The following is a 13,146-nucleotide window of genomic DNA, read 5'->3' as shown; positions in this document are numbered from 1 at the left end:
TTACGTCCCTCCTCCCGCCTGCCAGAGCGCCACCTGATTGCGCCCGCGCCGCTTGGCCTGATACAAAGCCTGGTCGGCGCGCGCCAGCAGGCTCTCGAAGCCTGTCGTGCTTTCGTCCATCACCGCCACCCCCAGGCTCACCGTACACGGAATGCGCTGTCGCTGGTACACCACCGGGTTGCGCTGCACCTGCGCGCGCAAGCGCTCCGCCACCGCCAGCGCGTCTTCCAGTCCCACCGATGGCAGCAGGACGGCGAATTCCTCGCCGCCGATACGCGCCAGCACGTCCACCTGCCGGCACACCGCGCGCATGGTGGCCGCCAGCCGGCATAGCACGGCGTCGCCAGCCGGATGGCCGTAGCTGTCGTTGATCGCCTTGAAATGATCGGCGTCCAGCATGATGAGGGAAATCGGCCGTGGCGCTTTCTTGTTGCGCGCCAGTTCCAGCTCGGCCGATTCGAAAAAAGCGCGCCGGTTGGACAGGCCGGTCAGGTGATCGCAGTAGGCGGCCTGGCGCAGGCTCTGGCTGATCTCGCGCTTGTCCGAAATATCACGGATGATCATGCAGTAGGCCGGTTCGCCGCTCTCCCCTTCCAGACGTCCCGGCAGCGGCGCGATCATGGCGCTGGCCCAGAACTGACTGCCATCGGCGCGCCGGCGCATGCCTTCGTCTAACGACCAGCCATTGTCGTCGGCTTCGCGCAGGCGGTCCAGTTGCCGCATGGGCGTGGTTGCCTCCTCGGGAGAGAACAAGGCATACGGCTGCCCGACCGCTTCCCGGCCATGGCCGGTCACGCGGCCTATGCTGTCGTTCCATGCGGCGATGCGGCCGCGCTGGTCCAGGCTGACCAGCGCGTAATCGGCGATATTGGTCATGATGGCGTGCAGCCAGGCGTCGGTGTTGCGCAGCTGGCGCTCGCGCCGGTCCTGCTCGGTGACGTCGCTCAGCACCGCCATCAGGCGGTTGGCGTCCAGCTTCAACATGCTCAGCGACAGTACTTGCGGGCCGTGGCCGGCCTGGTCGCCGTACAGGTACAGCCGGGTGGCGTCGCAAATCTGGCCGCTGTCCGCAGGATAGGCCGCGCACAGCTGCCGCAGATCGGGCGCCACCGGCGCCAGCGCCTCAAACAGATTGGTCAGCTCGCCGTGGCGGCTGAGCGGCATCATTAACTGTGCCGAGAGCGGATTGAGCATCAGGATGCTGCCGTCGGCGGCCAGTTGCACCAGGCCGACCGGCGCCATGTACAGGAATTGCAGCAGCGCCTCGTATTCCTCCACCTCGGGATAGGCGACGGCGGCGCTCATAGACGCTGCACCAGCACGTAAGACAGCGCCGCCGCCGGCGCCGACAGCAGCCGCAGCCGGACCTTGGTCGGCCGCATGCGCAAGGTCAGCACGTAGTTGATGGTGTCGTCCAGCGGCGTGCCGTCGGCGCGCGCATCGAGGAAGCGCTGCGCCACCATGAAGTTGTTCATGCATGGCGCCACCACCGTGAACAGATTCTGCTCCAGCACGCGCTCCGGGCGCAGGCCGGCCGCCTGCGATTCAAAGGCGTTGTAGCGCCGTACCCGGTCCTCGGCGTCGAAGCCGATCACGCCAAACGGCAGCGCGTCCAACGCTGGTTCATCCATGTCCGCCAGCAGCGCCGCCAGGTCGGGCCGCTCGAAATCGATCTGTACTTGCATAGCGCATCCTTCAACAATTGCCAATCAGAAAACACAAACTACCAATCAGTAGCATTTCTTATTCGTCGGTAGTAATATTAGCACGTTGGTTAATTCCGCCCTGGTTCGCTCACCATTGACATGACCAAGACACGCAATCTGCTTTCCCTGATCGGCTGGATCGCCCTGACCGCCGCCTTTGCCACGCTGGGCGGGCTCGGCTCGGCCACGGCTCCGGCCTTCTATTCTCAACTGAATCAGCCCGCATGGGCGCCACCGACATGGCTGTTCGGCCCGGCCTGGACGGTGCTGTATCTGATGATGGCTGTGGCCGCATGGCGCGTGGCCCGCGCCGGCCGCAGCGCGGCGCTGCTGGTGTATCTGGTGCAGCTCGCGCTCAACGCCTTGTGGAGCTGGCTGTTCTTCGGCTGGCACATGGGCGCGGCGGCGTTCGCCTGCATCGTCGTGCTGTGGCTGCTGATTGCCGCCACCATCGTGCTGTTCGGGCGCATCGACCCACTGGCGGCAGCCCTGCTGCTGCCGTACATCGCCTGGGTCAGTTTCGCCAGCGCGCTGTGCTTCTCCATCTGGCAGCGCAATCCGGGCCTGCTGTAACTGCGAGGAACGTACATGAACGACGAACCCGTGGCGGCGGTGCCGGGCGGCACCTGACAAAAAAAGGCTGGCGGGAGGGAACCGCCAGCCTAAGACCACTACCCCTTACTACTACGCTTTAAAACTTCATCGACACGCGGGCGCCGAAGGTGCGCGGGTTGTTGTAGTACGCCGCCCAGATCTGCTGCTTCGGCTGGCATGGCGCGCCGACTTGCGTGCAGACTTCGATGGCGTCGTACTTCACATCCTTGTCGGTGGCGTTATTCACAAACAGCTCGGCCGTGTAAGCCTTGCCGAACGGCTCGTAGCGCACACTCAGATCCAGCGTGGTGTACGCCGCTTGCATCTTCACGCCCGGATGGCCCGGCACGTCGTTCGCAAACGCGCCCGAGCCGATAAACGATTCCGTCTCGTAGTGCGCCGAAATGCGTGGCGTGATGCGGCCCTTGCCGGTGTCGAAGTCGTGCTCATACATCAGCGTTGCGGCGAAGGTCGGAGCGTGTTTCAGCACGCTGCCGCCGACGTTGACGGTCGGCGCGGTGGTGCCGCAAGACTGGCCGTTGGCGCGCGCCGCATCCACGTCGCAGGACAGGAAATCGTCATAGCGCGCTTTCAGCCAAGTGGCGTTGCCGCTGAAACGATCGACGCTGGTCGGACGCCATGCCCACTCGGTTTCGATACCTTTCACCGAGGCGCCGGCCGCGTTGAAGTTTTGCAGCGTGTTGTTGACCACCTGCGATTCCAGCTTGTCCTTGTACTTCATCCAGAACGCATCGATGTTCAGCGACAGCTGGCGGTCCAGCAGGTCCGACTTGAAGCCCAGCTCATAGCTGGTCAGCTTTTCCGGCTTGGTGGTGGCGCCGCCGTCGCCGATGGCCGGCGAGTGGAAGCCGGTGGTCACCGAGGCGAAGGTCAGGATATCCTTCGACACCTTGTACTCCACGCGGCCCAGCCAAGTCGCCTGGCCGTAAGCCAGATCGGCGGTGTTGTCGCCATAGGTATTGCCGCAAGTGGCCTGATTCACCACGCCGCCCGGCCCGATGTTGTGGGTGTTGATGGTGCCGGTGCCGGGTGTCACCAGCTGCGCGATCTGGTTCGGCGTCAGGGTGGCGCCGCGCGGCGCGTTGTCCGGCCAATTCGGGCAGGCCCAGTTCTGGCCGCCGATATCGTACTTGTGGTCCTTGGTGTAGCGCGCGCCGGCGGTCAGCTTCCACACCGGGTCCAGCTCATAGCTGGCCTGCGCGAAGGCCGCCCTGGAATGCAGCTGGCGATTGCCCTGGATGAAGGACATGGCCGAGGCATACTGGCCCACGGTCGGCTGCACGAAGATCACGCTGCCGTTGGCGATATCCTGCGCCAGCATCGCTTCCGAAATCTGGCTGCGGTCGATGTCGAAGCGGATCTTGTTCTTCTCGCGGAAGAAGAACAGGCCGCCCACCCACTGCAATGGCGCTTCCGAATCCGAGCGCAGTTGCAGCTCGTTCGACACGCTGTCGAACTGGCCCCACTCGGTGCGGTTCTCCGCTTTAAAGCCCGGATAGAAGCCGGCATCGGCATCGCTGGCGTTGCTGCGTTTCAGGCGGCTCCAGGCGCCGAGGTACTGCGCCTCGATGCCTTCCACCGGGCGCCATTGCACCTTGGTCTTGGCGGTGATGATGGATTGATCTAGCGTCCCCGGCGTGTCGATCAGCGCCGAGCGCAGATCCTGGCCCGGCTTCGGCTCGGCCGACAGATAAATGTTGCCGGCGCCGGTATCGGCGTAGTAATCGGCGATGAAGGTAGCCTTCAGGTCCGGCGTGAACTTCCACAGCAGCGAAGCGCGCGCGCCCTGCTGATTGCCGGCGCCGTACTTCTGCGCGCCCGGCATGACGTTGGAGCCCTTGCGGAAATCGACGTAGCCGTCATGCTGGTCCTTGATGGCGGCGATGCGCAACGCGATGTCGTCGCTCAGCGGGATGTTGATCATGGCTTGCGTTTGCAGGCGATGATAGTCGCCCACCGTCACGCTGGCCGAGCCGAACACCTTCTGCGTGCTGGGCGCGCCGGATACCAGGTTGACCGCACCGGCGGTCGAGTTGCGGCCATTCAGTGTGCCTTGCGGGCCGCGCGCCACCTCGACGTGATTCAGGTCATACATCAGCGCCGTCGCGCCCTGTGGACGCGGCACGTAGATGCCGTCCACATAGAACGCCACCGCCGGGTCGCCCAGCTCCGTGTGATTGGCCGAGCCGACGCCGCGCATGTACACGTGCACGCCGCCCGAATCGCTGTGCGGCTCGACCACCAGGCTGGGCACCATGGCGGTCATGGTGGCCAGATCCTTGACCTGATTGTTGGCCAGCGTGTCCTGGGTGTAGGCCGTCACCGCCAGCGGCGTGTCCTGCACCAGCGTATCGCGGCGGGTGGCGGTGATGATGATTTTCTCGACGTCGCCGCCGGCCGCCTGCTGCGCGTAGGCCGCCGTGGTGAGCGCAATCTGCGCGATGCTGAGCGCCAGTATCGTTTTTTTCATTCGTCTATCTCCTCGCTTCTTTTTAAGTGGAACCGCTTCCACCACGAGACGCACGGATGCGTCGGGCCATACCGTGGCAGACCCGGTGTTTAGATAACTACGGTAACTCCGGGGTCAGGTCCTCCATTTCTACACGATCTCAGCCGTAGGTTTCACTACGGCTGAGATCGTGTAGAAATGGAGGACCTGACCCCGGATTTCAGAGCCGCTGTTCGCTGGCTCCGTCAAACAGGGAAATACGATAGCTACGGATCGAGAAGCTGATCTCCTTCTCGGTTTCAATCAGCTGCTGGTCCTGCACGATGCCCGCAATCTGCGTGCCGTGGAAGTCCAGCCACACTACGCGATGCGCGCCCATGGCCTCGATCAGCGAGACCGATGCGCGCACCGCCTGACCGACCCCGTCGCCATGCCCGACGTCGATATCTTCCGGCCGCACGCCGAGCACGCATGCGTGCTTGCCGGTGAGCGGCGCCTGGAATGGATAGCCGGTCACGTCGACCGACAGGTGCTCGTTCTTGAACAGGACGCGGCCGCCCTGCTGCTCCAACTCGCCCTTGAACAGGTTCATGCCCGGCGAACCGAGGAAGGTTGCCACGAACAGATTGGCCGGCGTGTTGTAGATGACGTCCGGCGTATCGAACTGCTGCACCACGCCGCCCTTCATCACCGCCATGCGCTGCGCCAGCGTCATCGCCTCCACCTGGTCGTGGGTCACGTAGATCATGGTGGCGCCGAGTTGCTTGTGCAGCTGCTTCAATTCACGACGCAATTCGGTGCGCAGCTTGGCGTCGAGATTCGACAGCGGTTCGTCGAACAGCATCACGTCCGCTTCGCGCACGATGGCACGGCCGATCGCCACCCGCTGACGCTGGCCGCCCGACAGGTTGGCCGGCTTGCGCTTCAACAGCGGGCCGAGTTGCAGCATGTCCGAAGCGCGCGAGACGCGGCGGGCGATTTCCGCTTTCGGCGTGCCATTGATGCGCAGGCCGAAGGACATATTCGCTTCCACGTTCATGGTCGGATACAGCGCATAGGACTGGAACACCAGCGCGATGCCGCGGTCTTTCGGATCGGCCCAGGTCATGTCCTTGCCGCCGATTTCGATCTGGCCGGCGCTGGTGTCGATCAGGCCCGCAATGCTGTGCAGCAGGGTCGATTTGCCGCAGCCCGAAGGGCCTAGCAGCACCACGAACTCCCCTGCTTTCACGTCGAGGTTGAGCGATTCGATCACCTTGTTCTCGCCCAGCTTGATCTGCAAATTACGAATAGCTACGTTAGACATGATTTAACCCTTCACTGCGCCAGAAGCGATGCCGCGCACGAACCAGCGGCCGGAAATAAAGTAGAGCGCCAGCGGCACGACCGACGTCAGGATGGTCGCCGCCATGTTCACGTTGTACAGGCGTTCGCCGGTGGTGGTGTTGATGATGTTGTTCAGCTGGACCGTCATCGGCAGATGCTCGGAGCCGGCAAACACAAGGCCCAGCAGGAAGTCGTTCCAGATGCCGGTGACCTGCATGATCACCGCCACCACGATCACCGGCGTCGACATCGGCAGCATCAGTTGCAGGAAGATGCGCCAGAAACCACCGCCATCGATGCGCGCCGCCTTGAACAGTTCCAGCGGCAGCGCGGCGTAGTAATTGCGGAACAACAGCGTCATCACCGGCATGCCGAAGATGGTGTGGATGATGATAATCCCTGGCAGAGAGCTAAACAGGTTCACCGATGCCAGCACGCGCACCAGCGGATAAATCATCACCTGCACCGGAATGAAGGCCCCCATCATCAGGATGGCGAACAGGAAGCCCGCGCCGCGCGGACGCCAGAACGACAGCGCATAGCCGTTCACCGCGCCGATGGCGATCGACAGGATGGTGCTGGGCACCACGATGGCGACGGAGTTCCAGAAGCCGCCCTTGATGCCGTTGCATTCCAGCCCGGTGCAGGCCGAGGACCAGGCCTGCGCCCACGGTTCCAGCGTGAAGTGCCGCGGCAGCGCGAACAGCGTGCCAAGGCGGATTTCCTCCATCGGCTTCACCGACGTCACCAGCATCACGTACAGCGGCAGCAGGAAGAACAGCGCCGCCACGATCAGGAAGCCGTACACGCCGATACGGGCCGGCGTCCACGAAGGCTTGCGGCGCGGGCGTGGCGCCGGGATGCTGGCGTCGTTGGCGGCGGCGGGATGCGGCGCGGCGGTGGCGGCAGCTTCGGTTTTATCGAGTTTCACAACTTGTCCCATCATGCCCCCATTGCGGCGCGGCGATTGCGCACGAAGTACAGCGGCGCGACGATGGCCAGCACGGTCAGCAGCAGCACGATCGAAGCAGCGGAAGCCAGGCCGATATTGGCGCGGCCGAACAGATAATCCATGATGAACTTGGCCGGCACTTCGCTGGCCGTGCCCGGACCGCCCTGCGTCATCGCGACCACGGCGTCGAACACCTTCACCACCATCACGAACAGCAGCACGAAGGCGGTGGAGACGGATGGCCCCAGCATCGGCAGCACGATGCTGCCGTACACGCGCCAGCGCGGGATGCCGTCGATGCGCGCAGCCTTCCAGATTTCCTCATCCACGCCACGCAGGCCGGACAGCATCAGCGCCATCACCAGTCCGGAGGCCTGCCACACGGTGGCGATCACGATGGTGTAGATCGCCATGTCCTGATCGACGATCCAGTCGAACTTCGCGCCGGCCCATCCCAGCTTGTGCAGCACTTCCTGGATGCCGAGTTCCGGGTTCAGTATCCATTGCCAGATCAGGCCCGTGGCCACGAAGGACATCGCATACGGATACAGGAACACGGTGCGCAGCGCCCCTTCGGCCATCACCTTCTGGTCGATGAACACCGCCAGCAGGAAGCCAATGATCAGGCACAAGGCGATAAACAGCACGCCGTACACCGCCACGTTTTGCAGCGACAGCAGCCAGCGCTCGTTGTTGAACAGGCGGACGTACTGCGAGGCGCCGACAAAGTCACTGGCCGGGAAAGTGCGCGAGCTGCTGACCGACACGCGCGCCGTCCACAGCATGGTGCCCAGGTAAGCCAGCAGCACCGTCAGCGCCATCGGCAGGATGGCGATGTAGGCCGCGATTGAAACGTTCTGGCGTTTCTTCACCATGGCTTATTCGCCTTTGATAGCGCGGGCGAAGGCTTTTTGCGCATCGTCCGCGGACTGGTTCTTGTTCCAGTAGCTGGTCAGCACATCCTGCAAGGCGCCGGTGGTGTCCGGCGTGGCCAGCATCTCGGTGTTAGGCAGCTGGCGCGACTTGTCCTTCATGATGGACAGGCCAAGCTTGGCGCAGATATCCAGCTGCGATTCATCGACGTCGCCACGGATCGGGATCGCGCCCTTGCGCGCGGCGAAGGCCACTTGCGCCGCTGGAGACGTTACCACATTGGCCAACAGTTTTTGCGCCTTGACCGCATTGGCGTCGTTCGTTTTCGGGAACACGAAGGCGTCGCCGGCCACGATGTACGGCGCCTTCGGACCAAAGCCCGGATAGCAGCCGAAGTCCTTGCCGGCGACCTGTTTGGCGGCCGCGAATTCGCCCTTGGCCCAGTCGCCCATGATCTGCACGCCGGCTTTGCCCTGCACCACCATGGCGGTGGCGTCGTTCCAGTTGCGGCCCGGCGAGCCTGCGTCGACAAAGCCTTTCAGCTTTTTGAACTCGACCAGCACTTGCTTAAACTGCGGCGACATCACGGCTTTCTGGTCGCGGTCACGATAAACTTTGAGATACAGGTCGGCGCCGCCCACCATGGCGAAGATGGCGTCGAAGGTGATCTTCTCCTGCCACACCTGGCCGCCGAAGGCCAGCGGCACCACGCCTGCGGCTTTCAGCTTGGCCAGCTGCGTCAGGAATTCTTCCCACGTTTGCGGCTCGTTGGCGATGCCGGCTTTTTTGTACGCGGCCTTCGAGTAGAAGAACCAGGCCGGCATATGAATGTCCACCGGCGCGGCGTAGAAGTGGCCGTTGATCTTGATCGCTTGCAGGATCGACGGCGGCATGATCTGGTCCCACTTGCCGGCAATCGCCACGTCGTCGACGTTGTTCAGCAAGCCCTGCTCGACGAAATCGCGGAACTGTTTGGAGGTGTTGAACTGCGCTGCGGTCGGCGCATTGCCGCCGACGATGCGGTTGATGGTGGTGGCGCGCGATTGATCGGCGCCGGCGACGGCCTGGTCGATCCACTGGCCGCCGGCCTTGTTGTACGCTTCCGCAAACTGCTTGACGGCGGCCGACTCGCCGCCCGAGGTCCACCAGTGAATAACGGTGGCTTTGAGCGGCGCTTGCGCATGCGCGGCGCCGCTTGCCGCCAGTGCCAGCGCGACCGCGCCGGCCAGTTTTAAGGCCTTGACCATACTGTTTGTCTCCCTTGGGGGCGTCGAGCGCCCCATTCTATTCGTCTGGCTTAGTTTTTGGCGGACCGCTCGGCCAAAAATTGTGTCACCAGTTTTGCACTGCGTTTCAGCGTACGCTTCTGCGTGGCGTAATCGACATGGATGATACCGAAACGGCGTTCATAACCAAAGGCCCATTCGAAGTTATCCATCAACGACCAAATGAAATAGCCGCGCACATCGACACCCGCTTTAACCGCCTGATTAACCGCTTCCAGGTGGCGGTTCAGGAAGGAGATGCGCTGCTCGTCATGCACTTCGCCATCCACTACCGCATCGTCGGTGGCCATGCCGTTCTCGGTGATGTAGATCGGCGGCAGATTCGGGTAGTCGCGGTGAAAGCCGACCAGCAGGTGGCGCAGACCATCCGGATACACTTCCCAGCCCATTTGCGTGCGCTCCACGCCTTCCAGATCGACCTCGGTGTAGCCATGCTTGCCGTCGCTGACCACATTGGTGCGGAAGTAGTAGTTAATGCCTAAAAAATCCAGCGGCGCGCCGATGATGTCCATGTCGCCATTCAGGATGGTCGGCTCGGCGCCCGGCCACAGTTCCCACAGCGCCGATGGATAGGATTTCTTCAGCAGCGGATCGAGTACCCAGTTATTGTGCTGGAGTTCAAACAGCCATGCCGCGCGCTGGCCGATGGCGCTGCTGTCGGTGCTGGTGCCGCGGCCCACATTGGCGACGATGCCGACCTGCGCCGATGGATCGTTGGCGCGCAAATGCTTCACCGCCAGGCCGTGGCCCAGCAGCAGGTGGTGCATGGCCTGGGTGGCGAACACCACGTCCTGCTTGCCCGGCGCGTGATGGCCGGTGCCGTAGCCGTGCATGGCCGAGCACCACGGCTCGTTCAGCGTGGCCCAGGCGTCGACCAGGCCTTTCAGCTCCCTGCTGATCATGTCGGCGTATTCGGCGAATTTGTAGGCGGTGTCGCGGTTGACCCAGCCGCCCTTGTCTTCCAGATGCTGCGGCAGATCCCAGTGGTACAGCGTGACGTAGGTTTGCAGGCCCTTGGCGCGCAGCGCCTTCAACAGCTTGCGGTAGAACGCGATGCCCTTCTGGTTGGGCTGGCCGTCCAGCGTCATCACGCGCGGCCAGGAAATCGACAGGCGGTAGGCGCCCACGTTCAGCGACGCCAGCAGCTCCACATCCTGTTCCCAGCGGTGATAGTGATCGCAGGCGACTTCGCCGGTATCGCCGGCCAGGGTCTTGCCCGGCGTGGCGGAAAAGGTATCCCAGATCGACGGCAGGCGGCCGTCTTCGTGGATGGCGCCTTCGATCTGGTAGGCAGCGGTGGCCGCGCCTATCAGGAAATCCTTATTCCACAGGACCGAGTCGGCCGGGGGCGAAAACGTCTGCTCTACCACAACATCTCCTTGGTTTTGATTGTGAGTGGAAGCGCTTCCACAATATGTTGTCGATAGTACTACCGAAGAATTTAGGGTGTCAACCAATTTGTAGTGGAGTTACAAAAACGGCACAGTCACCGTGTGGTGCTGTGCCTTCCGATGACTGCAAAGCAGCGTAGCGAAATTACTTTTTGTCGGCCGGCGGAACCGGTGCGAACGGGAAGGTGCCAAACAGATTCTTGCTCTGGTTCTGCATCTGCTCCTGCATCTGCACGAACAGGCTCTTGCTCTGGTCGATGTAGTTGTTCATCATGCCCTGCATCATCGGGCCCTGGACGTTCATGAACTGGGTCCACATTTCCGGGCTGAACGGCTGGCCGCCGACGGCGGTGCTGGTGAACTTGCGCTGGATGTCGGTGAACGCCTGGACGTTCTTCTCCAGGTAGGAACCCATCATGCCCTGCATGGCGTGGCCGTAGAAGCGGATGATCTGCGCCAGCACATCGCTGGAGAACATCGGCGCGCCGCTGGCCTCTTCTTCCAGAATGATCTGCAACAGAATGCTGCGGCTCAGGTCTTCATTGGTCTTGGCGTCGACAACGGTGAACTCTTCGTTGTCCAACACCAGCTGCTTCACGTCGGTCAACGTGATGTACGAACTGGTCTGCGTGTCGTACAGCCGGCGGTTCGGATACTTTTTAATCAGGCGGTCAGCATTTTTTTTCGCACTACTCATCACAAGTCCGTTTATTGCGCCGCAGCGCATGTCTCTTAAAAATCGGAAAGAAAGGAACGGATAGTCCCCTTCCCACGTGCCTACTTTACTTATTATAGAGGGGAAAAAGCCCGTCTTGCACAATCTGATATAACTTTTGGCCTTTATTGCAACGCAACCATTTTTACATCCTGACAATTCCGTGCTTTTTCCCCAGCGTAATTAATCTGCTTTTACCTTGACATAACGGCCCGGCGCAGGCTCGATCGGCGTGTAAGTCGCATTGCCCGGCTTGGCTTTCGGTTTGACCTTTTTGCCGCCGTGATCGTTCAGGAAGCCGGCCCATTCCGGCCACCAGCTGCCCTTCTGCTCGGTCGCGCCTTCCAGCCAGGCCTCGGCATTTTTCGCCTTGCCGCCATCGTTGATCCAGTAGCTGCGCTTGTTCTTCACCGGCGAGTTGATCACGCCGGCGATGTGGCCCGAGGCGCCCAGCACGAAGCGGGTCTTGCCCGGCAAGATCGCCAGCGAGTCGTAGGCCGACGGCCACGGCACGATGTGGTCCTCGCGCGAGCCGTAGATAAAGGCCGGCGCCTCGATCTTGCGCAGATCGACCTTCTCGCCCGCCACCACCAGCTTGCCGGTCTTGAGCTGGTTTTCCAGATAGGTGTTGCGCAGGTACCAGCAGAACATCGGGCCCGGCAGGTTGGTGCTGTCCGAGTTCCAGAACAGCAGGTCGAACGCGGCCGGGTCGTTGCCCTTGAGGTAGTTGGACTGCACGTAGTTCCATACCAGATCGTTCGGACGCAGGCTGGAGAAGGTGCTGGCCAGGTCGCGGCCCGGCATCAGGCCACCGGCTTTCAGCTGCTGTTCGCGGATCGCCACTTGCGCCTCGTCGACAAATACATCCAGCACGCCGGTATCGCGGAAGTCGAGGAAGGTGGTCAGCAAAGTCAGGCTGTTGGCGACCTGCTCGCCACGCGCGGCCAGCACCGCCAACGCGGTCGAGGCCAGCGTGCCGCCGACGCAGAAGCCGAACATGTTCAGCTTGTCTTCGCCGGTGATGCCTTGGGTCACGCGGATGGCCTTGATCACGCCCTCTTCCACGTAATCGTCCCAGGTGGTTTGCGCCAGCGATTTGTCCGGATTGCTCCACGAGATCAGGAACACGGTATTGCCCTGCTCCACCGCGTAGCGCACCAGCGAATTCTCCGGTTGCAGGTCGAGGATGTAGAACTTGTTGATGCAAGGCGGCACCATCAGCAGCGGCACCTGGTTGACGGTCTCGGTCTGCGGCTTGTACTGGATCAGCTGGAACAGCGGATTTTCGTACACCACCGTGCCCTCGGTCATGGCCAGATTGCGGCCCACCTCGAACGCCGACTCGTCCGACAGCGAGATGTGGCCCTTTCCCATGTCGCCCAGCATATTGGCCAGGCCGCGGGTCAGGCTCTCGCCCTTGGTTTCGATCAGCTTTTGCTGCGCTTCCGGATTGGTGGCCAGGAAGTTGGCCGGCGACATGGCGTCGATGATCTGCTGCACGGCGAAGCGGATCTTTTGTTTTTGCTGGGGAGTGGCTTCCACCGTCTCCACCATCGCATTCAGGAATCTGGCGTTGAGCAGATAGGCTGCCGCGTTAAACGCCGACATCGGATTGCCCTGCCACGCCGCCGAGTTGAAACGGCGGTCGCTGATGGCCGGCGCCTTGCCGCTGATGAACTCCTGCCACAATGCGCCGAAATCGCGAAGATAGTCGTTTTTCAGCTGCTCCATTGCCTCCGGCTTGATCTGCAAACCGGCATCCTGCATCATGGCGGCCAGCGGATTGGACTGCATCCAGGCACTGGCAAAAGCTTGAGGATCTGGCATATTCAT

11 protein-coding genes are annotated in these 13,146 nt (G+C 62.3%); 1 reads left to right on the top strand and 10 read right to left on the bottom strand.

Translation table 11 applies throughout. The annotated features are described in order from the left end of the window. Both GM676_RS19485 and GM676_RS19480 read right to left on the bottom strand, forming a co-directional pair. Positions 1-1,305 carry a sensor domain-containing diguanylate cyclase gene (locus GM676_RS19485; protein ID WP_155465550.1) on the bottom strand — a complete coding sequence of 435 codons (1,305 nt, stop codon included), beginning with the start codon at positions 1,303-1,305 and terminating at the stop codon, positions 1-3. Beyond that, complete coding sequence (locus GM676_RS19480) at positions 1,302-1,685, bottom strand: nitrogen regulation protein NR(II) (protein WP_155465549.1); 384 nt, start codon at positions 1,683-1,685, stop codon at positions 1,302-1,304. Before GM676_RS19480 ends, GM676_RS19485 begins: the two co-directional genes overlap by 4 nt. Before the next feature lie 120 nt (positions 1,686-1,805). Between GM676_RS19480 and GM676_RS19475 the strand changes: the two genes are divergently transcribed. Beyond that, a complete protein-coding gene (locus GM676_RS19475; protein WP_155465548.1) occupies positions 1,806-2,279 on the top strand; it encodes a TspO/MBR family protein in 474 nt (157 codons plus the stop codon). Between the two features lie 118 nt (positions 2,280-2,397). Here the strand turns inward: GM676_RS19475 and GM676_RS19470 are convergent, their stop codons facing one another. The 8 genes from GM676_RS19470 to phaC form a co-directional block, all read right to left on the bottom strand. After that, positions 2,398-4,791 carry a TonB-dependent receptor gene (locus GM676_RS19470; RefSeq protein WP_155465547.1) on the bottom strand — a complete coding sequence of 798 codons (2,394 nt, stop codon included), beginning with the start codon at positions 4,789-4,791 and terminating at the stop codon, positions 2,398-2,400. A gap of 199 nt (positions 4,792-4,990) precedes the next feature. Next, positions 4,991-6,076 carry an ABC transporter ATP-binding protein gene (locus tag GM676_RS19465; protein ID WP_155465546.1) on the bottom strand — a complete coding sequence of 362 codons (1,086 nt, stop codon included), beginning with the start codon at positions 6,074-6,076 and terminating at the stop codon, positions 4,991-4,993. Positions 6,077-6,079: 3 nt separating this feature from the next. After that, positions 6,080-6,958: a carbohydrate ABC transporter permease gene (locus tag GM676_RS19460; RefSeq protein WP_371866305.1), complete on the bottom strand. Its 879-nt coding sequence runs from the start codon at positions 6,956-6,958 to the stop codon at positions 6,080-6,082. Between the two features lie 80 nt (positions 6,959-7,038). Then, entirely contained in the window at positions 7,039-7,923 is an 885-nt protein-coding gene (locus GM676_RS19455) for a carbohydrate ABC transporter permease (protein ID WP_155465545.1), read from the bottom strand. 3 nt (positions 7,924-7,926) lie between these two features. Next, positions 7,927-9,168, bottom strand: coding sequence for an ABC transporter substrate-binding protein (locus tag GM676_RS19450; protein WP_155465544.1), 1,242 nt, complete (start codon positions 9,166-9,168; stop codon positions 7,927-7,929). Positions 9,169-9,218: 50 nt separating this feature from the next. Further along, positions 9,219-10,577, bottom strand: a complete 1,359-nt coding sequence (locus GM676_RS19445; protein ID WP_371866300.1) for a GH1 family beta-glucosidase — start codon at positions 10,575-10,577, stop codon at positions 9,219-9,221. 166 nt (positions 10,578-10,743) lie between these two features. Next, complete coding sequence (gene phaR, locus GM676_RS19440; protein WP_155465543.1) at positions 10,744-11,295, bottom strand: polyhydroxyalkanoate synthesis repressor PhaR; 552 nt, start codon at positions 11,293-11,295, stop codon at positions 10,744-10,746. A 201-nt stretch (positions 11,296-11,496) separates the two neighbouring features. Further along, the gene (phaC, locus tag GM676_RS19435) at positions 11,497-13,146 is read right to left on the bottom strand and encodes a class I poly(R)-hydroxyalkanoic acid synthase (RefSeq protein ID WP_155465542.1); all 1,650 of its coding nucleotides are present in this window, start codon (positions 13,144-13,146) and stop codon (positions 11,497-11,499) included.

Source organism: Duganella radicis, from assembly GCF_009720825.1.
In the GTDB taxonomy this organism is placed as follows: domain Bacteria; phylum Pseudomonadota; class Gammaproteobacteria; order Burkholderiales; family Burkholderiaceae_D; genus Rugamonas; species Rugamonas radicis.
This window is presented reverse-complemented; position numbering and strand designations above follow the sequence as displayed.

Coding starts and splice junctions, on each gene's coding strand:
- GM676_RS19450 (WP_155465544.1), bottom strand. CDS start 9,168: ATGGTCAAGGCCTTAAAACTGGCCGGCGCGGTCGCGCTGGCACTGGCG.
- GM676_RS19475 (WP_155465548.1), top strand. CDS start 1,806: ATGACCAAGACACGCAATCTGCTTTCCCTGATCGGCTGGATCGCCCTG.
- GM676_RS19485 (WP_155465550.1), bottom strand. CDS start 1,305: ATGAGCGCCGCCGTCGCCTATCCCGAGGTGGAGGAATACGAGGCGCTG.
- GM676_RS19480 (WP_155465549.1), bottom strand. CDS start 1,685: ATGCAAGTACAGATCGATTTCGAGCGGCCCGACCTGGCGGCGCTGCTG.
- phaC (WP_155465542.1), bottom strand. CDS start 13,146: ATGAATATGCCAGATCCTCAAGCTTTTGCCAGTGCCTGGATGCAGTCC.
- GM676_RS19465 (WP_155465546.1), bottom strand. CDS start 6,076: ATGTCTAACGTAGCTATTCGTAATTTGCAGATCAAGCTGGGCGAGAAC.
- GM676_RS19470 (WP_155465547.1), bottom strand. CDS start 4,791: ATGAAAAAAACGATACTGGCGCTCAGCATCGCGCAGATTGCGCTCACC.
- GM676_RS19455 (WP_155465545.1), bottom strand. CDS start 7,923: ATGGTGAAGAAACGCCAGAACGTTTCAATCGCGGCCTACATCGCCATC.
- phaR (WP_155465543.1), bottom strand. CDS start 11,295: ATGAGTAGTGCGAAAAAAAATGCTGACCGCCTGATTAAAAAGTATCCG.